Source organism: Roseburia sp. AM51-8, from assembly GCF_003478275.1.
Classification (GTDB): Bacteria; Bacillota; Clostridia; order Lachnospirales; family Lachnospiraceae; genus Pararoseburia; species Pararoseburia lenta.
Window position 1 is genome coordinate 118,341 of the sequence record NZ_QUEY01000001.1, and the last position, 23,285, is coordinate 141,625.

At 46.3% G+C, this 23,285-nt stretch carries 17 protein-coding genes, 1 tRNA gene and 3 pseudogenes; 17 read left to right on the forward strand and 4 right to left on the reverse strand.

Going from position 1 to position 23,285, the window contains the following annotated elements:
- Positions 1-10: 10 nt before the first annotated feature.
- From DW996_RS00665 to DW996_RS00710, 10 genes and pseudogenes are all read left to right on the forward strand, one after another.
- Positions 11-1,224 (forward strand): annotated as a pseudogene (locus DW996_RS00665) (LL-diaminopimelate aminotransferase).
- On the forward strand, positions 1,221-2,066 hold the full coding sequence (locus tag DW996_RS00670) for a GNAT family N-acetyltransferase (RefSeq protein ID WP_158575127.1): 846 nt from the start codon (positions 1,221-1,223) through the stop codon (positions 2,064-2,066). Before DW996_RS00665 ends, DW996_RS00670 begins: the two are co-directional and overlap by 4 nt.
- Before the next feature lie 153 nt (positions 2,067-2,219).
- A pseudogene (locus tag DW996_RS14665) lies at positions 2,220-4,510 on the forward strand (RelA/SpoT family protein).
- 14 nt (positions 4,511-4,524) lie between these two features.
- Entirely contained in the window at positions 4,525-5,157 is a 633-nt protein-coding gene (locus tag DW996_RS00680) for an MBL fold metallo-hydrolase (protein ID WP_118534564.1), read from the forward strand.
- 16 nt (positions 5,158-5,173) lie between these two features.
- The gene (gene hemZ, locus DW996_RS00685; protein WP_118534565.1) at positions 5,174-6,625 is read left to right on the forward strand and encodes a coproporphyrinogen dehydrogenase HemZ; all 1,452 of its coding nucleotides are present in this window, start codon (positions 5,174-5,176) and stop codon (positions 6,623-6,625) included.
- Positions 6,622-6,816 (forward strand): hypothetical protein, encoded by a 195-nt coding sequence (locus tag DW996_RS00690; protein WP_118534566.1) that lies wholly within the window; start codon positions 6,622-6,624, stop codon positions 6,814-6,816. The genes hemZ and DW996_RS00690 overlap by 4 nt, the downstream gene beginning before the upstream one ends.
- A gap of 203 nt (positions 6,817-7,019) precedes the next feature.
- Positions 7,020-7,535: a GGDEF domain-containing protein gene (locus DW996_RS00695; RefSeq protein ID WP_118280825.1), complete on the forward strand. Its 516-nt coding sequence runs from the start codon at positions 7,020-7,022 to the stop codon at positions 7,533-7,535.
- 96 nt (positions 7,536-7,631) lie between these two features.
- Entirely contained in the window at positions 7,632-8,894 is a 1,263-nt protein-coding gene (gene hisS, locus DW996_RS00700; RefSeq protein ID WP_118534567.1) for a histidine--tRNA ligase, read from the forward strand.
- A gap of 18 nt (positions 8,895-8,912) precedes the next feature.
- Positions 8,913-10,702 (forward strand): annotated as a pseudogene (aspS, locus tag DW996_RS00705) (aspartate--tRNA ligase).
- A 31-nt stretch (positions 10,703-10,733) separates the two neighbouring features.
- On the forward strand, positions 10,734-12,212 hold the full coding sequence (locus DW996_RS00710; protein WP_118534568.1) for a methyl-accepting chemotaxis protein: 1,479 nt from the start codon (positions 10,734-10,736) through the stop codon (positions 12,210-12,212).
- Between the two features lie 54 nt (positions 12,213-12,266).
- Here DW996_RS00710 and DW996_RS00715 read toward each other — a convergent pair whose 3' ends face one another.
- A complete protein-coding gene (locus tag DW996_RS00715; protein WP_118534569.1) occupies positions 12,267-12,776 on the reverse strand; it encodes a flavin reductase family protein in 510 nt (169 codons plus the stop codon).
- A gap of 232 nt (positions 12,777-13,008) precedes the next feature.
- On the opposite strand from DW996_RS00715, the gene DW996_RS00720 reads away from it, so the two are divergent.
- The 6 genes from DW996_RS00720 to DW996_RS00745 all read left to right on the forward strand — a co-directional run bounded on the left by DW996_RS00720 (position 13,009) and on the right by DW996_RS00745 (position 19,831).
- Positions 13,009-14,073: a branched-chain amino acid aminotransferase gene (locus DW996_RS00720; RefSeq protein ID WP_118280830.1), complete on the forward strand. Its 1,065-nt coding sequence runs from the start codon at positions 13,009-13,011 to the stop codon at positions 14,071-14,073.
- A gap of 167 nt (positions 14,074-14,240) precedes the next feature.
- Positions 14,241-14,696: a hypothetical protein gene (locus DW996_RS00725; RefSeq protein WP_118280831.1), complete on the forward strand. Its 456-nt coding sequence runs from the start codon at positions 14,241-14,243 to the stop codon at positions 14,694-14,696.
- On the forward strand, positions 14,674-15,663 hold the full coding sequence (locus DW996_RS00730; RefSeq protein WP_118280832.1) for an AraC family transcriptional regulator: 990 nt from the start codon (positions 14,674-14,676) through the stop codon (positions 15,661-15,663). The genes DW996_RS00725 and DW996_RS00730 overlap by 23 nt, the downstream gene beginning before the upstream one ends.
- A gap of 3 nt (positions 15,664-15,666) precedes the next feature.
- On the forward strand, positions 15,667-16,767 hold the full coding sequence (locus tag DW996_RS00735) for a hypothetical protein (RefSeq protein ID WP_118534570.1): 1,101 nt from the start codon (positions 15,667-15,669) through the stop codon (positions 16,765-16,767).
- A gap of 181 nt (positions 16,768-16,948) precedes the next feature.
- On the forward strand, positions 16,949-17,164 hold the full coding sequence (locus DW996_RS00740; protein WP_118534571.1) for a hypothetical protein: 216 nt from the start codon (positions 16,949-16,951) through the stop codon (positions 17,162-17,164).
- A 3-nt stretch (positions 17,165-17,167) separates the two neighbouring features.
- Positions 17,168-19,831, forward strand: a complete 2,664-nt coding sequence (locus DW996_RS00745; protein WP_243098624.1) for a putative bifunctional diguanylate cyclase/phosphodiesterase — start codon at positions 17,168-17,170, stop codon at positions 19,829-19,831.
- Positions 19,832-19,869: 38 nt separating this feature from the next.
- Here DW996_RS00745 and DW996_RS00750 read toward each other — a convergent pair.
- The 3 genes from DW996_RS00750 to DW996_RS00760 all read right to left on the reverse strand — a co-directional run bounded on the left by DW996_RS00750 (position 19,870) and on the right by DW996_RS00760 (position 21,407).
- Positions 19,870-19,953: transfer RNA gene (locus tag DW996_RS00750), tRNA-Leu, on the reverse strand.
- 75 nt (positions 19,954-20,028) lie between these two features.
- Complete coding sequence (locus DW996_RS00755) at positions 20,029-20,748, reverse strand: DUF4832 domain-containing protein (protein ID WP_158575129.1); 720 nt, start codon at positions 20,746-20,748, stop codon at positions 20,029-20,031.
- On the reverse strand, positions 20,655-21,407 hold the full coding sequence (locus tag DW996_RS00760) for a DUF4874 domain-containing protein (RefSeq protein WP_118534573.1): 753 nt from the start codon (positions 21,405-21,407) through the stop codon (positions 20,655-20,657). Before DW996_RS00760 ends, DW996_RS00755 begins: the two co-directional genes overlap by 94 nt.
- Before the next feature lie 147 nt (positions 21,408-21,554).
- Here DW996_RS00760 and DW996_RS00765 point away from each other — a divergent pair, with 147 nt between their 5' ends.
- Positions 21,555-23,258, forward strand: coding sequence for a GGDEF domain-containing protein (locus DW996_RS00765; RefSeq protein ID WP_118534574.1), 1,704 nt, complete (start codon positions 21,555-21,557; stop codon positions 23,256-23,258).
- The last annotated feature ends 27 nt before the right edge of the window (positions 23,259-23,285 follow it).

Genomic DNA, 23,285 nt, shown 5'->3' on the forward strand with positions numbered 1-23,285 from the left:
GAGAATGAAGATGTACAAGATCAATACGAATTATCAAAAATTACCAGGAAGTTATTTGTTCAGCAATATTGCAAAGAAAGTCAATGCCTTTACAGAGGCACATCCGGAGGCAGACATCATCCGTCTGGGTATCGGGGATGTGACCCAGCCGATCGCGCCGGCTATGATCGAGGCCATGCATAAGGCAGTGGATGAGATGGGAGATGCCAAGACCTTCCACGGCTATGCACCGGATTTAGGTTATGCCTTCCTGCGGGATGCCATCGTGGCACATGATTATCAGGCAAGAGGATGCGATATCTCTGCGGATGAGATTTTTGTATCCGATGGAGCCAAGAGTGATTCCGGTAATATTCAGGAGATTTTTTCTGTGGACAACCGTATCGCTGTCTGTGATCCTGTTTACCCGGTTTATGTTGATTCTAACGTTATGGCAGGAAGAACAGGTGTATACGATGCAAATACACAGATGTGGAGCAACGTGATCTATATGCCATGTACGGCAGAAAATAATTTCGTACCGGAATTTCCAAAGGAGAACCCGGATATCATTTACCTGTGTCTGCCAAACAATCCGACAGGAACCACACTGACCAAGGATCAGTTGCAGGAATGGGTTGATTATGCAAACCGTATTGGCGCTATTATCATTTACGATGCTGCTTATGAAGCATATATTTCCGAGAGCAATGTGGCGCATACCATCTATGAATGTCAGGGAGCAAAGACCTGTGCGATCGAGATCCGCAGTTTTTCAAAGAATGCAGGATTTACCGGCGTTCGTCTTGGCTTTACGGTCGTACCAAAGGATCTGGTATGTGACGGCGTTTCTTTGAACGGCATGTGGGCAAGACGTCATGGAACCAAGTTCAACGGCGCACCTTACATCATCCAGCGTGCAGGCGAGGCTGTATATTCTGATGCCGGACAGGCACAGATCAAAGAACAGGTCGGCTATTACATGAACAATGCCAAGACCATCTACACCGGACTCAAGGATGCCGGTTACGAAGTCTATGGCGGCATCAATGCGCCTTATATCTGGTTAAAGACACCGGAGAATATGACCTCGTGGGATTTCTTTGACTTCTTACTGGAGAAGGCAAATGTGGTAGGAACACCGGGAAGCGGATTTGGACCAAGCGGAGAAGGTTACTTTAGACTGACAGCCTTTGGCAGTTATGAAACTCTGTGCGCGCACTGGAACGTATCAAAAATCTATGAATACATTAACTTTAAAAAATCTTGTGGTCTATATAGAAAAAGAAAAATTCACACCACAGAATTATGAAAGACAAATGGCGTATTTGCAGGAAAATACGCCATTTTTTCAAAAGGTGGTCTTTTTGGAACCGGAGAATGCGGCAGGACTCTTTGATCTTTCGGATATGGCGGCGACCATCTGCCTGACGACTTCGCCGGATATGGCAAGGCAGATGCAGGGGTTGGGGATCGCTGTGCTTGGATTTCAGGCAGAGGAAGATGAAATGATGCAGGCAAACTATGTGGTGCTCAGCCTGGAACAGGTGACCTACCAGGATTTTGTCCGGGTCTTTGAAAGGTATCACGGGATCCCCTGGCAGATCTTAGAGACGAAAAGATGCCGCCTACGCGAATTCTGCATGGATGATCTGGACGACCTTTTTGCCTTATATGCCAAGCCGCATGTGACCGATTTTATTGAACCTTTGTATGAGTATGAGCAGGAAAGGCTGTATGAGGAGACTTATATCGAGCGTATTTACGGTTTTTATGGATTTGGTATGTGGCTGGTCTTTGAAAAAGACTCCGGCAAACTCATCGGGCGTGCAGGCCTGGAGTACCGGGAACCTTGTCGGGAAGGGGAGGCAGAACTGGGCTATCTGATCACACCGGAGCACTGGCGAAAAGGCTATGCCACGGAAGTCTGTCAGGCGATCCTTTCCTATGCAAAAGACGAACTCGGCATGGAGCGGATCATCAGCCATGTGGACGAAAAAAACCTGGCATCGCGGCAATTTTTGGGAAAAATGGGATTTCAGGGAAAACAAATGCCGGACGAATGGATCTATTCTTATAATTTGTAAAGGAATCCCGCGAGATTTGTTGCTTTTTTGGAGGATTTTAACTATAATCAAAGGTAAAATTTGTGCTACTTTTTGGTTTTGCTCGTGGAGAGTATCAGAAACAGAAAGGGGAGATGACGAATGGCAGATTTCACTGTAGAACAACTAGAACAGATGGAACAGAGTATCGACCGGGAACGCAAGGGCATTATCGCCACTGCGGATTTTGTTGAGCCGGAAGAACTGCATCGTGAACTGATCGAGCGCATCCGTAAGTATCACCCGAACACGGACATTACCATGATCGAAAAGGCATATCACATTGCCTATACAGCGCATGAGGGGCAGTGCCGTAAGTCGGGCGAGCCTTATATCATCCATCCGCTTTGCGTTGCCATCATCTTGGCAGATCTGGAAATGGATAAGGAGACGATCGTTGCCGGACTTTTGCATGATGTGGTAGAAGATACCGTTATGACGATCGAGGAGATCTCAGCAGAGTTTTCCGATGAAGTAGCGCTTTTGGTAGATGGTGTTACCAAGTTGGGACAGTTGTCCTATGATGCGGACAAGGTAGAAGTGCAGGCAGAAAATCTCCGCAAGATGTTTCTTGCCATGGCAAAGGATATCCGTGTTATTTTGATCAAACTGGCGGATCGTTTGCACAATATGCGTACTCTTAAATATATGACACCGGAGAAGCAGAAGGAAAAGGCGAGAGAGACCATGGAAATCTATGCGCCTTTGGCACAGCGTCTTGGTATTTCCAAGATCAAGATCGAACTGGACGACCTGTCGCTCAAATATCTGGAGCCGGAAGCCTACTATGATCTGGTGGAAAAGGTGGCACTGCGCAAGCAGGAGCGGGAGGCTTATATTGACGGTCTGGTTGCCGAGGTGTCACAGCACATGAAGGGGGCCGGTATCGAGGCTGACATCGAGGGACGTGCCAAGCATTTCTTTAGCATTTACCGCAAGATGGTCAACCAGCACAAGACGATCGATCAGATCTATGATCTTTTTGCCATCCGTATTATCGTTGAGACGGTCAAGGATTGTTATGCGGCACTTGGTGTCATCCATGAGATGTATACGCCGATCCCGGGGCGTTTCAAGGATTATATTGCTATGCCAAAGCCAAATATGTACCAGTCATTGCACACGACTCTGATCGGACCGACAGGTACACCGTTTGAAATACAGATCCGTACCTATGATATGCACAGGACTTCCGAATATGGTATTGCTGCACATTGGAAATATAAGGAGAGTGGCGAGGGTGCCACGATCAACAAAGAAGAAGAAAAGTTGAGTTGCTGCGCCAGATCTTGGAGTGGCAGAGAGACATGTCGGACAACAAGGAGTTCATGAGCCTGCTGAAAAGTGATCTCAACCTCTTTTCGGATATGGTATTTTGCTTTACGCCATCCGGTGATGTCAAGAATCTGCCGAACGGCTCCACACCGATCGACTTTGCCTACAGCATCCATTCAGCGGTCGGTAACAAGATGGTGGGCGCCAAAGTCAATGGCAAGTTGGTGCCGATCGATTATGTGATCCAGAATGGAGACCGTATCGAGGTGCTGACTTCCCAGAATTCCAGAGGACCGAGCCGGGATTGGCTAAATGTTGTCAAGAGTACACAGGCAAAGAACAAGATCAATCAGTGGTTCCGCAATGAGTTTAAAGAAGAAAATATCATCAAGGGCAAGGAACTCATGATGGCTTCTGCCAAGGCAAAGGGGATCAATTATTCCGATATCAACCGACCGGAATATCAGGAAAAGATCATCCGCAAGTATGGTTTCCATTGCTGGGATGACTGTCTTGCAGCCGTAGGGCATGGCGGCTTGAAAGAGGGGCAACTTGTCAACCGTATGTATGAAGCATACAAGAAGGATCATCCGATTTTGATCACGGATGAGGATATCTTGGCAGAAAATAACCAGCCGGAGGACAACACACCTGCGGCAAAGGAAAAACAAAAGGAACACAAGTCCAAGAGCGGTATTACCGTCAAGGGGCTTTATGATGTTTCTGTCCGTTTCTCTAAGTGCTGCACACCGGTGCCGGGGGATGAGATCGTTGGATTCGTGACGCGTGGACGAGGCGTTTCCATCCACCGTACGGATTGCATCAATGTGCTCAATCTGCCGGATAGTGAAAGAGAACGCCTGATCGAAGCAGAGTGGCAGCCGGATGCCATTGAACAGCGTTCCGGTGAAGTTTATCAGACAGAGATCCATATTTACGGCAACAATAGAACCGGGCTTTTGGTAGATGTTTCCAAAGTATTTACAGAGCGTGATATAGATATCAAGTCTATCTTTTCTAAGACCAGTAAGCAGGGCATTGCGACGATCGTGGTCAATTTTGGAACCAAGAGCAAGAACGAATTGCGTAGTCTGATCGAAAAGTTAAAGCAGATCGACTCTGTGATCGATGTGGAAAGGACGACAGGCTAGATGGGAGAAAGCATATGAGTGACAGACAGATTGTGCATCTGGTGGTAGGATCGGTGCAGACCAATTGTTATCTTGTGATGAACCAAAAGACAAAAGAGACGATTATTGTGGATCCGGGCGCGGAGGCTGACCGTATTGTATCTGCATTGACAAAGATGCAGGCAAAGCCGGTGGCCATTCTCTTAACCCATGGACATTTTGACCATGCCGGGGCGGCAGCAAGTTTGGCAGAAAAGTACGGCCTTTTGGTCTATGCCCATGAAAAGGAGGCAGAGACTTTGGCCGATAGCCGCATCAATTTGTCAGGACCTATGGCTGGCGGTGCCGTGACTTATCATGCAGATATCTTTTTAAAGGACGAGCAGGAGATCGACCTTGCAGGATTCCATATCCGGGTTCTGTTTACGCCGGGACATACACCGGGCGGATGTTGTTACTATTTTCCGAGAGAGGATATTGTCTTTTCCGGAGATTCTCTTTTTTGCGGTTCCATCGGACGCACGGATTTTCCGGGCGGAAGTGCGAGACTTCTTGTAGAATCTGTGCGAAACAAACTCATGACGCTTCCTGAGAATACCATTGTCTATCCGGGGCATGATGTGGAAACCAGCATTGAACAGGAGCGGATGTACAATCCATTTCTCTAAGAAAGTGAAGAGATAAATGATTACAGTAAAATTAAATGAAGCGAATTTTGAATACGATATCTACTCTTTGATCAAAGCCTTCTATCCACAGGAAGAAATTCTTGTGGATACGAATCCAAAGGCAGATCAGGAGAAGGTATCGTTTTCTTTTGTAGTGACCTATGCCATGGAGCAGATCACCATCACATGGAAGATAAAGGATGCTGAAACGACGAGAAGATGCGACGTTTGTTATCAGGATAGAAAAGATACCAAAAACAGACTGAAGCGCTTACTATATGAAATATTGCAGGAGATTTCAGGACGCGAACTGCCGTGGGGAACGCTGACAGGGATCCGACCGACGAAGATCCCACTGCGGATGCTGGAAGAGGGGGCCGATGAGACGGCAATTCGTACTTATATGAAAGATACCTATCTGATCTCCGAGGAAAAGGAGACGCTATGCACGGAAATTGCCAAGAAAGAGCATAGATTGTTAGCACCGGTGGATTATGAAAATGGATATAGTCTTTATATCGGGATCCCATTTTGCCCGAGTACCTGTCTTTACTGTTCCTTTACCTCCTATCCGATCGGTATCTGGAAAAAGCGTGTGGATGCGTATTTAGAGGCTCTTTTTAAAGAGATTGATTTTGTTGCAGAGCATTTTAAAGACAAGGTCTTAGATACCATCTATATTGGTGGCGGCACACCGACAAGTCTTAGTGCCGACCAGTTAGATCGGCTTCTGACCAAGATCGAAGAAAGCCTGGATTTATCTGATCTTTTAGAGTTTACTGTGGAAGCGGGAAGACCTGACAGTATCACCCGGGATAAATTGGAAGCCCTGCATCGACACGGAATCGGTCGTATTTCCATCAATCCGCAGACCATGAACCAAAAGACCTTGGATCTGATCGGAAGACACCATACGGTCGAGCAGGTGATAGACAGTTTTCATTTGGCAAGAGAGGTGGGATTTGCGACCATCAATATGGATCTGATCGTGGGATTGCCGGGAGAACATATGGAGGATGTGGAACATACCATGTCTGTGATAAAGGAACTGGATCCGGACAATCTGACCGTACATTCACTGGCGATCAAGAGGTCTGCAAGGCTGAATCTGGAATGGGATAAATATCAGGACATTCACATGGAAAATTCTGAGAAGCATATGGCGCTTGCACACCGGACGGCGCAGGCACTGGGCATGGAACCTTATTATCTCTACCGCCAGAAGAATATGACCGGAAATCTGGAAAACATTGGCTTTGCCAAGGAAGGCAAGGCTGGACTTTACAATATACTCATCATGGAGGAGAAGCAGTCGATCGTGGCGCTTGGGGCAGGAGCAGCCTGCAAATGTGTGAGTGACCATGGACTGACAGTGACAAGGTGTGAGAATGTCAAGGATGTTGGACTCTATATTGAAAGAATTGATGAGATGATTGAGAGAAAGCGGGAACTTTTTTCAGAAAGATGAATGTCTTTTTTGCACAGGCTCTGAAGCAGATCATTGTGCCCACTTATGAAAATGTGCTGGCGGTTTTCATCGCCCAATGCCAGAAGGATCTTCCGGCATTGGGCGAAGTCTTTGAAATGCGCAATGGTAAAGAAAATCGAGACCATTGCAGTGTCTTACATGCCGTGGAAAATAATCAAGAATTGCCTTGAACGAGATTGTATTTTGCGTATAATAAAAGGGAGACTTTGTGCTGAAGAAAAATGTAAGACTACCATGTATGGAGCGAAGATCATAGAAATGAGAAACAAAAAAGATGAGAAAAGATTTGAAGCCTCAGAGAATGTCGGGCTACAGCAATTTCATATTCTTGGAGCAGCCGGATGCATTGGAAATACGCTTGGATTTTTAGGTAATGTCATCATATACGGATGGACGGTTCCGTCGATTCTCTGTGCGGTCTGCGGCAGATCATGATGCCTTGACGGGACTTTACAACCGCAGATATCTCAACCATTACATGGAAAAGATCATGGGAGCAGCGCATGCGGATTTTTATACAGCACTTATGGATCTTGATTTCTTCAAAAAGATCAACGATAAATACGGTCACCTTTTTGGAGATGAAGTGCTGATTGGATTTGCGGATATTATGAACCGTTACCTGCCGGACGATGGTATTTCGGTACGTTTTGGCGGGGAAGAGTTCCTTCTGGTTCTACCGCAAATGACGGAGGAGCAGGTGCGCGATCTACTGGAAAAGATGCGTCAGGATTACAAGGCCTTTGGCAGACAAAAGTGTGGAGAAGACTTTACTTTCAGTTGCGGTATAGAGCGTTATGTAGCGGATATGGAGATTACAGCCTTGTTCAGTCGTGCAGATGACAAGTTATATCAGGCCAAGCAAAAAGGAAGAGACTGTGTGGTGTGATTTTGCGTCCTTCTGCAATTTGTAAAACGATCAAGTTGCTTCTTAAAAGAATACGGATTATAATGAAATGAAAATGTAAATACTGGAGGAAATGAAATGGCTTTAAGTAAGAAACCGGTCAATGGTATGAAAGATATTTTGCCAAGAGAGATGGAAATCCGTGATTACGTGACCAATGTGATCAAGACGACCTATCGTGAGTTTGGATTTACACCGATCGAGACACCTTGTATGGAGAATATCGCAAACCTGAGCAACAAGCAGGGCGGCGAAAATGAAAAACTGATTTTTAAGGTGTTAAAAAGAGGCGAAAAATTGCATTTGGACACTGCGAAGGAAGAAAACGATGTGGTGGACTTTGGTATGCGTTATGATCTTACTGTGCCACTTTGCAGATTCTATTCTAATAATGCCAATGATCTGCCAAGTCCTTTTAAGGCATTGCAGATCGGTAATGTATGGCGTGCAGACCGCCCACAGAGAGGCAGATATCGCCAGTTTACCCAGTGCGATATTGATATTTTAGGCGAGCCGTCCAATATGGCAGAGATCGAATTGATCCTTGCTACGACCACGACACTGGGGCGTCTTGGATTTTCCGGCTTTGAGATCCGTATCAATGAACGTCGTATCTTAAAGGCTATGGCTGCCTACAGTGGTTTTGAAGAAAAAGATTACGACAGTATTTTTATCACACTGGATAAGATGGACAAGATCGGCATCGAGGGCGTTTTGGCAGAACTTCTGGAAAATGGTTATGCAAAGGAAAGCGTCGATAAGTATCTTGGACTTTTTTATGCATTGGCAGACAAGAAAAACGTGGCTGAGGGCGTAGGATTTTTACAGGAGACCCTGGGTGGATATTTAGATGAAGAAATCTCCGGAAATCTGCGTGAGATCGCCCAGACGGTTGAGGCGGCTAAGGCTGCGGATTTTGCTTTGGTATTTGATCCGACTCTTGTGCGTGGTATGAGTTATTATACAGGAACCATCTTTGAGATCGCAATCCCGGAATTTGGCGGATCTTGTGGCGGCGGTGGTCGTTACGATGAAATGATCGGCAAGTTTACAGGGCAGAATGTACCGGCTTGCGGATTTTCCATTGGATTTGAGCGTATCATCTTACTTTTGATGGAGCAGGGATTTGAGATTCCGGAGCGTCCAAAGAAGGTGGCTTATCTGGTAGAAAAGAAGTACCCGGCAGAGAAACTGACGGGGGTCTTAAAGCAGGCAAAAGAAGCCAGAGAAAACGGACAACAGGTACAGGTCGTTCGTATGAACAAGAACAAAAAGTTCCAAAAAGAACAATTACAAAAAGAAGGCTACGAAGAATTCGTAGAATTTTTCAATAGAGACTAAGGCAGGAGGATAAGAAACATGGCAGAGTCTATGCAGGGGCTTCACAGAAGTCACCGGTGTACAGAAGTAAATAACACTATGATCGGCGAGGAAGTTACGCTGATGGGATGGGTGCAGAAAAGAAGAAATTTAGGAAGTCTGATCTTCATTGATTTAAGAGACCGCAGTGGTATGATGCAGGTAGTCTTTGATGAGCCTGTGATCGGAAGCGAAGGATTTGCCAAGGCAGGAACTTTGCGCAGCGAGTATGTGGTTGCTATCGTCGGCAAGGTACAGAAGCGTTCCGCAGCCGTCAATGAGAACTTAAAAACAGGAGATATCGAGGTGTTCGCAACGCAGATCCGCGTGCTTTCTGAGGCACAGACACCGCCATTCCCGATCGAAGCCGGTATCCAGACCAAGGAAGAATTACGTTTGAAATATCGTTATCTGGATCTGCGTCGCCCGGATCTGCAAAAGAATCTGATGATGCGGAGCCGTGTTATGGGCGTGATCCGTTCTTTCTTACAGGATGAAGGATTTTTAGAGATCGAGACACCGATCTTACAGAAATCCACACCGGAAGGAGCCAGAGATTACCTGGTACCGTCCCGTGTGCATCCGGGCAGTTTTTATGCATTGCCACAGTCACCACAGTTATTTAAGCAGTTGTTGATGTGCTCTGGGTATGATCGTTATTTCCAGATTGCAAAGTGCTTCCGTGATGAAGACCTGCGTGCAGACCGTCAGCCGGAATTTACCCAGGTGGATATGGAGATGTCTTTTGTAGATATGGAAGATGTCTTAGATGTTAATGAGCGTCTGATCGCCCGCGTATTCAAGGAGACACTTGACGTAGAAGTACCACTTCCGCTCAAGCGCATGACTTGGCAGGAGGCTATGGATCGTTTTGGATCTGACAAGCCGGATGTCCGTTTTGGCATGGAACTGATAGATGTATCAGAGGTTGTTGCCGGATGCGGTTTTGGCGTATTTACCGGTGCTTTGGAAAATGGCGGAAGTGTCCGTGGTATCAATGTCAAAGGTCAGGCAGCAATGTCCCGCAAAAAGATTGACAAGTTAGTAGATCATGCTAAGGGTTGTGGTGCCAAGGGACTGGCATATCTTTCTATCAACGAAGATGGCACTTACAAGTCATCCTTTGCCAAGTTTATGACAGAAGAAGAACTTGCCGCTTTGGTATCTGCTATGGATGGCCAGCCGGGAGATCTGCTTTTGTTTGCAGCAGACCGCAATAAGATCGTATGGGAAGTTTTAGGTTCCTTGCGTTTACAGTTAGGAAAAGAGTTTAATCTCTATGATCCAAATGAATTTGCTTTCCTTTGGGTTGTGGATTTTCCACAGTTTGAGTGGTCAGATGATCAGAACCGTTTTGTTGCCATGCATCATCCGTTTACCATGCCTTATGAGGAAGATCTGGACAAACTTACCAGTGATCCGGGTGCTGTCCGTGCAAAGGCATATGATATCGTATTAAACGGTTGTGAACTTGGTGGTGGTAGTATCCGTATCTATCAGAGCGATGTGCAGGAAAAAATGTTCAATGCACTTGGCTTTACCAATGAAGAAGCACATGAGAGATTTGGATTCTTACTGGATGCCTTCTCTTATGGTGTACCGCCACATGCAGGACTGGCATTTGGATTGGATCGTATGATCATGCTGATGATGCATGCAGATTCTATCCGTGATGTGATTGCTTTCCCGAGGTCAAGGATGCATCCTGTCTGATGACAGAGGCTCCGACACCGGTTGATCAGGCACAGTTAGATGAGTTGGGACTTGCGTTAGAAAACATAGAAGAATAATCAGGTACTAGAAAGGGTAGGGGTATAAATTATGGCAAAGAAACCAAAGAAAGCAATTGCACTTACACCGGAACAGACCGCCAGATCAAATAAATTAGGGGTGATGATCTACGGTATGTCTTTCCTAGGCTGGCTGCTGATCATGCTGATCACGCACACCATGTCTGCGCCGGGCATGGTAGTTATGCTGGTATGTTTTATATTGGCATCTTTCTGGGGATTGTGTAAGGGAAGCGAAGAAAATACGCATATCAAGATGTCAGTCATGTATCTGATTCCTTATATTGTTGTGACATTCACATCAGCAGCCAAAATATATCCGATTGTATTTATAACGGTGTATGCTTTGATTGTGTATCAGAATGTCCGTCTGGTGTCTTGCGGTACTACTGCAACAGTCATCATCAATCTGGTAAGTATTGGATATCGATCTGTACAGGGACAGATGACAGGGGAAGATGCAACCATAGAGTTGATCTCTACTATGCTGTTTGGTTTCTTTAGCATGTATACGGTACTTCGCATCTACAATGCAACCAAGGATAATATGGATCAGATCCAAAAGCAGACCAATGAAGCCATCGAGGTGGCAAATCAGGTGGGACAGATCTCACAGGACATTCTGGATAATTTCCATGTGATCACGGATGGCATGCATGACATCACAGAGCAGGCAAATGAAAATAAGGGTGCACTCAGTGATATTTCTTCCGCATCTTCCGTGAACAGTCAGGAAATGAGCCATCAGTCCGAATTGACACAGAACATTTATGCAATCGTGCAGGAAACACAGGCAAGTGCAGAACGTGTCCAGCAGAATGCGGAAGAAGTGTATGAAAAAGTCAGCGAAGGTGCTGTCCTTTCAGAGGATATGCGCACGCAGGCACAGGCAGTATCGGGAGATATCGAAGCGACCAATCAGATCATTACCGATCTGGTAGCACAGATCCAGGGCGTTTCCAGCATCACGGATGCTATTCTTTCCATTTCCAGCCAGACCAACCTCTTAGCCCTCAATGCGTCGATTGAGGCAGCCAGAGCAGGCGAGGCAGGCAAGGGATTTGCCGTAGTAGCCGATGAGATCCGTACGTTGGCAGAGCAGACCAAGAACTCTACGGAAGAGATTACACAGATTATGAACCAGTTGATCTCTGTGGCAAATCAATCTGTAGAAAAGATGAATCACTGCGTAGAGGGGATTCAGTTACAGAATACCAAGATCGCGGATGTCAACAGCAGTTTTGAACAGACCAAGGATAATGTCGGTAAGTTAAAGACTATGGTGGATGGTATCATTGATGGTGTCAATGAGGTGTCCAATAACACAGCCAAGATCGTTGACAGTGTAGTGAGTGTTTCTGAAAATACCAATCGTGTTTCTGAACTATCCGGAAACGGTGTAGATGGTGCTGTCATGATTTACGACACCATTCAGGATTTCTCCGATACGATTGGCAGATTGCATGGAAAAGTAGAAAAATTACAGGATACGATCTCAAACGAACAGTAATACATAAAAAGCCCGGGTGCAAACAGCATCCGGGCTTTTGGGTATGAGCATATATTAGCGGGCTAAGACATCTGTGATCTCGCCGATATACATGGTGTGCATATCGCCATCCGCATACCACTTGTCTGCGATAGTCGGATCAATGAACTGATCGGCTGTTATGCGGGTCGCAGATAATTTTTTACAGAGGATGACAAATTTGGCTTCGTCTAAAAACGGAGTGCCTGTCATGTGGTTGATATGCAGACGTGCTCCGGCGATCTTATCCTCATTGTGACCAGAAACCTTGCCCAGGTAATTCAGTGTGCTGTGCATATGATCATCTTCAAAGAAATTGATAGAAAATGTATCGCTTGCATCGATCAGTTCCTTTGTGTAACGGGAATCACGGATATAGATGGTGGCTACGTTTTTTCCCCACATGACACCGACACCGCCCCAACTAACAGTCATGGCATTGGCTTTGCCGTCTGCCTCTGCGGTCACGGCTGCCCATTCGCTACCGATCTTTTGAAAAGGATTAAATTCTAACATATTCATAGGATATGGTTGAAATGTATGCATAATGTACTCCCTTCGTATCTTTCTTATTTTTACCATTATATTATTTTTGAAAAAGGCTTTCAAGAACCATTACCTGTGGGGAATGAAAAAATATACAAAAAAGCCTAAGAAAAATGCAGGATAATTATAGACTGTATTCTTGACAAGCCTTGTAAAGAGGAAGATAATAAGAAAAACAGAGAAATTTTGCAGGATTTCATCTGCGATTATGCAATATATGGAGGAAGAAATCATGGAAATTAGATTTGAAGAACGTAAGCAGTTAAAGGAAAAGCCAGATCAGAAACATCTTGGATTTGGTAAGTACATGACAGACTATATGTTTATCATGGACTGGGACAAGGATCAGGGATGGCACGATGCTAGAATCGTACCACAGGGACCGATCGAATTGGATCCGGCATGTGTGACACTGCACTATGCACAGGAGACATTTGAAGGCTTGAAGGCATATCGTACCGCTGAGGGCAAGATCCAGTTGTTCCGTCCGGAAATGAACGCAAGACGTATGATCAATTCCAACGCAAGACTTTGTATGCCGGCATTCCCAGAGGACATGTTTGTAGAAGCAGTCAGAGCACTGGTAAAGCAGGAAGCAGATTGGGTTCCATCTGAGCCGGATACTTCTCTTTACATCCGTCCGTTTATGTTTGCTACAGAAGCAGCGCTTGGTGTGCATATGGCATCTTCTTACAAGTTTATGATCATTTGTTGCCCGGTTGGAGCATACTATGCAACAGGACTTGATCCGGTTAAGATTCTGGTTGAGGATGAATTGGTTCGTGCCGTAAAGGGTGGTACCGGATTTACCAAGTGTGGCGGTAACTATGCAGGATCTATCTTAGGACAGGTTAAGGCTGAGAAGATGGGCTATGCACAGGTACTCTGGCTTGATGGTGAGCATCGTAAATATGTAGAAGAAGTTGGTACTATGAATATCATGTTCAAGATTGCCGGCGAGATCTACACTGCACCGATCGAGGGAACCGTACTTCCGGGTGTTACCAGAGATTCCATGATCCATTTGCTTCGTGATTGGGGATACAAGGTCAACGAGACACGTCTTTCTGTAGACGATCTGATGAAGGCAGGGCATGACGGTACTTTGGAAGAAGTATTTGGTACCGGTACCGCAGCTGTTATCTCACCGGTTGGAGAACTTCGTTACAAGGATGATGTTGTTGTCATCAACGATGCCAAGACAGGCGAATTAACACAGAAATTATACGATACTTTGACCGGCATCCAGTGGGGCAAGATCGAAGATCCTTACGGATGGACACAGGTTGTAGAATAAGATCGCAGAATAGGATAAAGGAAGGGCTCGATCAGACAGGATCTGATCGGGCTTTTTTATTTTTGGGTCGCTGGAGGAAGCCTGCATATAATGGGCTTGACGTGGGTAAGGATAATACGATAATATTTAATTGGATAACTAGGATTTAAGATGAAAGAGGAGTATTTATGTTTGATAAGGTTTATGGTTATGTCAAAAAATGGGTGACGGAATTGTGTCACATTTTAGAGTTGATCGCAGCGATATTTGTTTTTATTGCGGTCGTGATCGCGCTGATCGCGCTGATCCCACATGTGGGTGAATTGTGGGAGAACCGTTCAACGGCTGGGGCAATGCTGGAGTTTTTAGAACAGGTATTTCTGGTCGTGATCGGTGTTGAATTTTTGAAAATGTTATGCAGGCCGACCGCAGATAATGTCTTGGAGACGATCATCTTTTTAGTGGCACGTCATATGATCGTTGTCACGACGACAACACCGCTGGATGATCTGATATCTACCATCAGTATTGTCCTCTTATGCTTTGTGCGAAGATATTTAAAGGAACATCGGATGAAGGACAAGATGCGGGAAGAAGATTGGCGCAGATTAGAGGAGTCAGATGAATCAGGAACTGCTGAATGAATTAAGACAGATCAGCGATGAAGAACAGGGCTATCTTAAGGGACAGGTCGATGTGGATCGCGGAATCTATATGGAGCCGGAGACCCATATGGTCGATTACAAGCGGCTGATCGAGAGTGGTAAGACCATAGAGATCCGTACCCATACCCGCTTTGTGCATTTTCCGGCGCACACACACAATTATGTGGAACTCATCTATATGTGTTCCGGACAGACCACGCATATCGTCAATGGTGATCGGATCGAGTTAAAGACCGGTGAAATGCTTTTTTTAAACCAGAACGCCACGCAGGAGATCTATCCGGCAGGCGAGGATGATATTGCTGTCAACTTTATCATCTTACCGGCTTTTTTTGACTATGCCCTCTCTATGATGGGCGAGGAGGACAACCTGATCCGTAAGTTTGTTCTGGAATGTTTAAAGAGTAAGGATGCGGATGTCTCCTATCTGCACTTTCAGGTATCAGGGGTGCTGCCCATCCAGAATCTCATGGAGAATCTGATCTGGACCATACATAACAAACAGCCCAACAAGCGGAGCATCAACCAGGCGACCATGGGCTTGCTGCTACTGCAACTGATGAATTATACCGACTTGGTCAGTGTTGGTAAAGACAATAAAAATCAGGAACTCTTGATGTCGGTATATCGTTATATCGAGGAGCATTACAAGGATGGTGAATTATCCGAACTGGCGCAGATGCTCCATTATGATGTGTATTGGCTGAGCCGCGCCATTCATTCCTTTACCGGTGCGACTTATACCGAGTTGGTGCAGCAAAAGCGTATGCGTCAGGCGGCATATCTGCTGGAAACATCCGGGCTGACCGTGGCGGATATCGCGGTGGCGGTAGGCTATGAAAATGTTTCTTATTTTCATCGGTTGTTTCAAAAGACCTATGGTATTTCGCCGCGCAAATACCGGACCGCAAAGCGGACAGATAAAGAAGAAAAGAATTTAGGATAGAGCATGGAAATCAAAGAATTATTGACAGAGATCACACAAACAGAAGAGGTAAGATCCATTTTGAGCAATCTGCGCAGTCAGATCAAGGAGGATAAAAAGGCGGCAGAGACCTATGTAGATGCAGCCTTTATCGGACGCTTAGGGGACTTGCTTTCCCATGCGGATGCTAAGACCAGAAAGAATGCAGCCCTTTTGCTGGGAGATCTTTCTGACCGGGTACAGGCACTGGAACTGGCAGGTCAGGTCACACAGGCACTCTGGGCGGCTTATGAAAGGGAAGATACCAAGTTTGTTTTGGCTTCTTATATCAAGGGACTTTCGGCTTACGACTGTGGAGAGATCTTGGAAAGCCTGCAGGCAGAGAGAAAGCGGCTGGGCGCAGAAGAGATCTGGGAAGAAGACAAAAAACATATGCGTCTTTTGCTGGAGCAGATGGATCTTTTGCTGGAGGCATACCAGGAGAAGGAAAACTACCGGTATCAGGGTATCCACAAGAAACACGCTCTGATCCTTACAACGGATCCTTATATGAGGGAGGCACTCCTGGCACAGGTGCAGGATCTGGGCTATGCGGATGCGAGGATGGTAGGGCGTGGGGTACGCCTGCTCACAGACTCCCTGGATAAATTGAGCCAGATCCGCATCTATCGGGAAATGCTCTTTGTCATTCGATTTCGCGGTCAGACCCTTGCGGCAGAAGAAAATCTGGCGCAGGCGATCGTACTTTCCGAACTTCTTCCCCTTTTGGAGGAGGTCTATGGAAAAAAGAAAAAATACCCGTTTGCCCTGCGGATGCAGATGGACGCTGACAGCAAGACGACCAAGCGACTTGCCTATGCTATAGAGGAAGGCAGTCAGGGAAGACTTGCTAACCGCCCAAAAGATGCGGTCATCGAACTTTTGCCGAGGCAAAAGAAAGATGGGACTTATGTGGTGTATGCCAGAGTCTTAGGACAGGCGGACAGACGTTTTATTTATCGAGAGCATGCCTTGCCGACCTCTATGGCGCCAGTCGTGGCGGCAGAGATGGTGGAGTTGGTCCGTCCATATTTAAAAGAAGAAGCACATGTGATCGACCTTTCTGCGGTCTTGGCACACTTTTGATCGAACGTATGCAGGCGGGAAGAACGCGTGATGTCTATGGCATTGACAGTTTTGGAGAAGCCATTTTTATGGCAGACAGGATGCCGAGAAGGCAAGAAAGAACATTTATTTTATCAATCGAGATTATTTTGATTTTACTTCATCGTATCTGATGGAGGAGGTGATCACGGAATTCCCACGCATGGAGCATAAGGAGCGGGAAGAAGTCGATCAATTTTATCGTAGATTTTTTGACAAGACCGGTGAGATCACGGCAGATCAGGCGATGGTATTTGCCCTTTCAACCGAGGAAGGGATCTTGAAAAAACAATTACGTCTGCATGAGGAGTTTCAACTGGTACGCCAGATTCCTATGCGTGGACGTGAGCAGATCTACATTTTGAAAAAAAGAGGGTAGGGTATGTATACAGATCATGAGGGACAGGAACAAGACTTACAAAAGAAAGATGTCATGAATTGTCTGGATCAGGAACAGATGCAGGCAATGCAGGATCAGTTTTGTCAGACACAGGGTGTCTATTGCGTATGCGTCAGCAGAAACATGCGCCGGCTGACATCTTTTTCTGGTACAAAGGAAGAACAGAACTTTATTGACCGCGTGTTTCCGGTGGCAACGCAGCGAAATTTGATCGCCAGTTTTTCGGATGTAGGGGGAGAAGATGTGATCGCGGTCGAATCCAGTATGCCATGTGTGCAGTTGCGTGGAATCGCCATCCGTGACGAGGATGGCAGATTTGACGGTGCGTGGGTACTGGTTGCTATCGACGCGGAATGCATCAGACCGGAGGATCAGGTGCCGCAGATCATGCGTAAAACAACGACAAAAGCCTTTGATGCGGCGGTGGCACTTTTGGATGTGCTGACAAAAAATTATTTTTCCAGCAAGATCCATCTGGCTGCGCAGGCAGAGGAGATCGCCCAGTTAGAAGCAAACGAAAAGCACATGGAGTATCTTTTGCAAAAGACAGAGGTGCTGACCGAGATCTTAAAGATGATGGAATCGGATGTCACTTTTGCACAGATCATGGAAGATATATTGGAGCGCGTGGGAACTTATATGCATCTGTCCAATGGCAGTCTTTTGAAATTGCAGGTGGACGAAGAACATGTAGAGATGATCTGTGAATGGGCAGATAAGCCGGAACATGAGCATATGCGGACTTACGGCAGCCTGCCGCTGGCAGAAGTACCTTTTATGACAGGACGCCCATACACGATCTCGTCAGAGACGATTATGCCAAAGCCATTTTTAGACTATTTCACCAAGTATGAGATTCGCTGTGGTGTATTTCTGCCTTTGAATGTCAACGGCAAATGCAGTATGTATCTGTGCTTTACCATGATGGAGGAAGACCGCAAATGGAGCGTAGAAGACCTGCGATTTTTAAATGACATCAAGCGCATCACGCAGACGATCCTAGTCAAACGTATCACGAAAAATTCACTGGCAAGTTCCTATGCGGCACTGGATGCGATCTTAGAAAATGCCGGCTGCGGCATCAGCGTCAATGACTTAAAGACCGGACAGATCCTATATGCCAATGATGCCTTTAAGGAAATGAGCATGACAGAGCAAGACCGAATCGAACTGGAGAAAGTGCTGACCATTTCCCCGGATGGCATGGAAGGCATTCATGAGTATCGGGTGGCAGGCAGTGACAAGTGGCTGGAGATCACGTTTTCAAAGATCGGCTGGGTGGACGGCAAAGAGGTGCGTCTGGCAACGATCTATGATATTTCCAAGACCAAACGCTATCAGGAACGCATTGAGCATCAGGCAAATGAAGATTATCTGACAGGCCTTTACAACCGTATGCGTTTTGAGGAGGATCTGACAAAAGAGATCCACGCGACCGTGCGCAGTGGTGGAGAGAGTGCCATCCTTTATATCGATCTGGATGACTTTAACCATATCAATGACGGGCTGGGGCATCATGTGGGTGACCTGCTCTTACAGAATGTGGCAGATGCTCTGGGACATATGGATGGTGTGGCAGGTCACTGCTATCGTTTGGGCGGCGACGAGTTTGCAGTGATCGTGACAACCCGTCATATCGAACAGAGGGATGCGATGATCCGAAATATACAGAATCTGTTTTCAAGACCATGGCTCTTACAGGGGACAGAGTATTACTGCACCATGAGTATGGGCGTTGTGCGTATCCCGAAGGATGGGATCGATCTGTCCTTACTTTTACAGAGAGCGGATATTGCTCTGCACTGGGCAAAGAGTCAGGGAAAGAATCGAGTCGAGTATTACAACAACAACCAGTGCACCAGTTCTGTGGAACGTCTGGATATGGAAAAATGCATGCGTGAGGCGGTAGAACAGGGCTGCAAAGAGTTTGAAGTCTACTACCAGCCTCTCATTGACATTAGCAAGCCGGAGCGTCCGTGCTGTGGGGCGGAGGCTCTGGTGCGTTGGAATTCACCGAAACTCGGCTTTGTGATGCCATCGGAATTTATCGCTTTGGCAGAGTATCTGGGACTGATCAATGAGATCGGCTATCATGTCCTGATCGAAGCCTGCAAGCGCTGCAAATACTGGAATGATTTCGGACATCCGGAGTATAAGGTAAATGTCAATCTTTCCGTCATTCAACTGTTACAGAATGACATTATTGATACGATAAAAAATGCACTGACAGAGACAGAAGTTCAGCCTTCTAATCTGACACTTGAGGTGACGGAAGGGCTTGCTATCAATGATATGAAACGCATGCAGGAGGTCTTAGGAGAGATTAAGAAACTGGGTGTGCGCGTTGCGTTAGACGATTTCGGAACAGGTTATTCTTCGCTGAATCACATCCGTAGTATGCCGATCGATGTGATCAAGATCGACAAGTGCTTTGTTGAGGATGTGGGAGAGGATGTCTTTTCGGAGGCTTTTGTCAAATCTGTTTCCCAACTGGCTGATGCTTTGCATATGCATGTCTGCGTTGAAGGTGTCGAGGACAAGAATCAGTGTGATGCCTTAAAGGATATGAATGTGGATCTGATACAGGGCTATCTGTTTGACAAGCCGCTTAGTGTAGATGATTTTGAACAGAAATATTTATATTGATAATGAAAAAAGGAATCCGAAAAGGATTCCTTTTTTGATGCAGGAGATGGGACTTGAACCCACACGATATTGCTACCACAGGCACCTGAAGCCTGCGCGTCTGCCAATTCCGCCACTCCTGCGCGCAAATAGTATTCTATCTGTTTTTACACATGAAGTCAAGGATAAATTGTAAACTTTTTACTGTAAAATCTGATTTATTCGATCACAAGGCTTCCGATCATGTAGCCGTTGGAGGTCAGAGGCATGGTATTTCCCAGTTTGATGACCTCTCCGCTAGCAGGATTCTGTACCAAAAGATAAAGGCTGTAAGTACCTTTGTCATAATCCCGCAGGGCAAGGGACTGCTTTAAGGTGGTCGTTTCCTGCGGATTCCAACTGCGATTATCCGTATCCAGTGGAAGGGTGATCATTTCTTCCGTGTCCTGATTGCGCATGAGCAGGCACACATCATATGGCATGTAAGAAACGGAAAAACCGACATTTTCTATGGAAAGCGTGAGACTTCCGCTTTCGTTTTTCCAGGTGTTAAAAGATAGGGCTGCATCCCGCAGGACATAGCGGTAACCCAGATGGGTCGTCATATAATCATACAGGGTAAGACCATTGTAGGCATCGGAAGAAGTGTAGGTCTGGCTTTTCCAGGATGTCAGCGTGCTTTCCGTCTGCTCGGCGTTCAGATAGGAAATATGGCGTGCCTGAAGCATCTGGATGGCGGTGGCTGCGTCTGCCAGCGAAGGGTCTGCCGCGACAGAGCCGCCGCATGGGGCAAAGGATGCGATCGTAGATGTGGCTTCTGCCTCTGCATTTGATAGGGCAGACGTCAGGCTATCGTTAAAAAGTCCCAGACGGTAGAAAAGGGTCTTGTCGGAAGTAAAAAGGGTCGGTGGTACACTGGTCTGTCCAATCGCCTGCAAATATTGCCCGGCATCGTGCAAGCCAGATAGAGCGATTTGTCGGTTAGGGAAGCATAGTAGTCTGTCAGGTCGGCAAGGGTGGCATCCGTCAGACTTGGCGATGAGAGTGTCTCACCCTGCGCACCGACAAATATCCCCTGCAACTGGTAGATGTGTGCGGCATAGTCATTGATGATGTCGGACACCTGTTCCATATGGCGATAGACGGTGGTCAGGTCGGAAGGCTCGCTGATGGAATTGTCGCCGGTCGTATCATAGCAGAAACGCAGGATCATCTGCTTGTCGGTCGCCGCCCAGGTGCTCAAAATGGCGCGGATGTCAGCCAGTCCATGATCGGATATGGCACCGGCGGCATAATTTTTGAGGTTGATGCGGACAAGACAGAGGCGTGTGGAATTATCCAGAACCAACGCATAGTCCACGGTGGATGGATCAAAAGATGTCTCGTCGGAGATCTCATACTCATAGGTGTGATACCAGCCGGTATAAGGATTTGCCAGAGTTTCGTTACTCTCGGCATAGTCCACCGGAGTAAAAGTGGCAGTGACATTGCGGCGCAATAAAAAAACAGTGCCGATGACACTGAGCGCTATTAAAAATAAGATCAGACCACACAAAAAGCGCAGACCGCGGTGCTTTTTCTTTATTTTTCCTGCCATGAGATGCTCCTTTGCTTTGATACAAGGAGTATATCATATTTATAGAAAGAAATATAAAAAATTGCCTAAAAATTGTCGTATTTGTTGGAGCGCAGGGGAGGGATATGATACAATGCTTTTAAGAGGATAATAGTAGGGGGCAGTATCATGGGGACAAGACTGGAAGAAAAAAAGAAAACGTTCAAACTCATAGTGGCACTCTTGTCAGCTGCGGCGACTTTGATCTGGGTTTTATTTTTTGCATGGATGCTATGCAAAAACTCGACATCATCGGAGGTCATGGAGTTGGCAGAGAACTGGCATGTCAGCGTGAACGGACAAGCGTTAGCGCAGGAGGACACACTGGCGGCATACAAGTTCTCACATTTACAGGTGGGGGATGAGATCGTCCTGATGGGAAGTTTCCCTAAGGATATGGCACGGCATCAGACCATGACATTTCTGTGTTATCTGTCCACGATCGATGTGGAGATCGACGGCAGACAGATCTATCATTATGGACAGGAGTATGCCGAGAAGAACTGGTTGGTAGGCAGCGGCTATCATTTTATAGACCTGCCGGACAATGTTTCAGGTAAAGACTTTGTCATTACCTTAAATGTGCGTGAGCCGGACGCTTTTACCAATATCACCAATCCGACGGTGACAGCGACCAGTGAGGTCTATCGGGAGTTTGCAAGACAGCATCTGCTCAGTACCTTTGTGGGGATCTTTTTGATCTTATTGGGAGCAGTCATGACCATTGTCAGTGCGGTCGCTGTCTGCTACAGCAAGTTGTATGTGCGTCTTTTGTATATCGGGATCTTTAGTTTTTTGATGGGCATCTGGTCCATGGGCAATATGAAGGTGTTTGAGATCTTCAAGATCGATCTGGCTTCCAACACGACGGTGGAGTACCTGACCCTGTATCTGGCACCGATCAGTTTTATCTTAATGATCGCGGAAATGCGAAAGCATGTGGCGATCTGGAAACAGCAACTGGCATATGCATCGGCTATGCTGATGGGACTGTTCTTTGTAGTTTCGACTATTTTGCACTTTTTGAATATCGAGCATTATCCGAGACTCTTGGGATACTTCCACCTCTTTGGCGGCATTTCCCTATTCCTGGTGGCGCTGACCGGATATGATAAAGAAAAAAAACGTGACCGTTCGGAAAGAGCCTTACATATCGGTGTAGTGATCCTGTGCGTGAGTGTGGCAATCGATCTGGTTCGTTTTAATCTGCAAAAATATGTCATGCAGGACAATGAACTTCTGACCATCAGTATCATTCCGGTGGGAACCCTGCTCTTTATCGTTATGCTGGTCGTAAGTTATATCTTCTACATCTATGGCATTCTGGTACATGAGGCAGAGCAGGAGTGGCTGGCTGACCGTGCATATCACGATGAACTCTGTGGTACTTACAACCGTACCAAGTGCAATGAGCGCTTTGACGAACTGGATGCAGGAGATGCGGAGTATGCCCTGATCAACATGGATCTCAACGGTTTAAAGACCATCAATGATTCTCTGGGACATGTCCAGGGAGATCTACTCTTGCAGGAATTTGCAGCCATCTTACAGGATGCCTTTTCCGGTATGGGTGAGGTATTCCGTATGGGCGGCGACGAGTTCTTAGTCTTAGTCCGCCAGGAACAGTTTCCACTGATCGACCAGTGCTTAAATAAAATGGTGCGTCTGGAGAAGCGGAGATCCAGCGAACTGACCTTTAATATTGAGGCAGCATATGGCGTGGCAAAAAGCAGCGAGTGTCCAAAGGAATCCGTGCAAAAAGTATATATGCTGGCAGACCGGCGTATGTATGATATGAAGACCAAGCAAAAGATCAATCAGAGACTGCGTTAGTTGTTGGTCTTTTTCGAGTACATGAGG

Bases quoted from the DNA above. Each gene is read 5' to 3' on its own strand.
- DW996_RS00670 (WP_158575127.1), top strand. From the start codon at position 1,221: ATGAATACATTAACTTTAAAAAATCTTGTGGTCTATATAGAAAAAGAA.
- DW996_RS00765 (WP_118534574.1), top strand. From the start codon at position 21,555: ATGGGGACAAGACTGGAAGAAAAAAAGAAAACGTTCAAACTCATAGTG.
- DW996_RS00695 (WP_118280825.1), top strand. From the start codon at position 7,020: ATGTCATCATATACGGATGGACGGTTCCGTCGATTCTCTGTGCGGTCT.
- DW996_RS00690 (WP_118534566.1), top strand. From the start codon at position 6,622: ATGAATGTCTTTTTTGCACAGGCTCTGAAGCAGATCATTGTGCCCACT.
- hisS (WP_118534567.1), top strand. From the start codon at position 7,632: ATGGCTTTAAGTAAGAAACCGGTCAATGGTATGAAAGATATTTTGCCA.
- DW996_RS00760 (WP_118534573.1), bottom strand. From the start codon at position 21,407: ATGGCAGGAAAAATAAAGAAAAAGCACCGCGGTCTGCGCTTTTTGTGT.
- DW996_RS00680 (WP_118534564.1), top strand. From the start codon at position 4,525: ATGAGTGACAGACAGATTGTGCATCTGGTGGTAGGATCGGTGCAGACC.
- DW996_RS00710 (WP_118534568.1), top strand. From the start codon at position 10,734: ATGGCAAAGAAACCAAAGAAAGCAATTGCACTTACACCGGAACAGACC.
- DW996_RS00740 (WP_118534571.1), top strand. From the start codon at position 16,949: ATGGAGCATAAGGAGCGGGAAGAAGTCGATCAATTTTATCGTAGATTT.
- DW996_RS00725 (WP_118280831.1), top strand. From the start codon at position 14,241: ATGTTTGATAAGGTTTATGGTTATGTCAAAAAATGGGTGACGGAATTG.
- DW996_RS00720 (WP_118280830.1), top strand. From the start codon at position 13,009: ATGGAAATTAGATTTGAAGAACGTAAGCAGTTAAAGGAAAAGCCAGAT.
- DW996_RS00735 (WP_118534570.1), top strand. From the start codon at position 15,667: ATGGAAATCAAAGAATTATTGACAGAGATCACACAAACAGAAGAGGTA.
- DW996_RS00730 (WP_118280832.1), top strand. From the start codon at position 14,674: ATGAATCAGGAACTGCTGAATGAATTAAGACAGATCAGCGATGAAGAA.
- hemZ (WP_118534565.1), top strand. From the start codon at position 5,174: ATGATTACAGTAAAATTAAATGAAGCGAATTTTGAATACGATATCTAC.
- DW996_RS00745 (WP_243098624.1), top strand. From the start codon at position 17,168: ATGTATACAGATCATGAGGGACAGGAACAAGACTTACAAAAGAAAGAT.
- DW996_RS00715 (WP_118534569.1), bottom strand. From the start codon at position 12,776: ATGCATACATTTCAACCATATCCTATGAATATGTTAGAATTTAATCCT.